This window comes from Wolbachia endosymbiont of Tuta absoluta (assembly GCF_059414725.1).
This window is the reverse complement of the sequence record NZ_JBNRJY010000479.1, coordinates 1-356: the sequence shown is the minus strand read 5'-3', so window position 1 is coordinate 356 and position 356 is coordinate 1. Positions and strand designations below refer to the sequence as shown.

At 36.2% G+C, this 356-nt stretch carries 1 protein-coding gene; it reads left to right on the top strand.

Features of this window, described 5'->3' with window-relative positions; all coding sequences use genetic code 11:
* Positions 1-63: 63 nt before the first annotated feature.
* Entirely contained in the window at positions 64-258 is a 195-nt protein-coding gene (locus ACJ5GX_RS05255) for a hypothetical protein (RefSeq protein ID WP_495292775.1), read from the top strand.
* Positions 259-356 lie beyond the last annotated feature (98 nt).

The window sequence follows — 356 nt, the reverse complement described above, 5'->3', positions numbered from 1 at the left end:
ACCTATTCAATTGTGTATAATAAGCAACCATGGGTGAGGAACTAGATCGATCAGAAGCCACAGATGAGATGGAAAGATAACATCAAAAAGGTGGCCAGGCTGGACTCTTACTGCCCAAAACAGAAGGAAGTGGAAAATTTTGAAGAAAGTAGGGAATCAGCCATAAAGCTTTGGCGTAGTGAATTTATAAAAGAAAGAATGTTTAAAATGGGACAAGAAGTAGCAGTTCAACTAAGAGAAAAGACAGACGACAAATGATGGAAATTTCTTGTACCGTTTTCCTTAGAAAGAAGATATGTATAAATAATGTGCCCGTTTATTTTGTAGGAAACCTTTTAGCCTTGTCAGTTTAATAA

Bases quoted from the DNA above. Each gene is read 5' to 3' on its own strand.
- ACJ5GX_RS05255 (WP_495292775.1), top strand. From the start codon at position 64: ATGAGATGGAAAGATAACATCAAAAAGGTGGCCAGGCTGGACTCTTAC.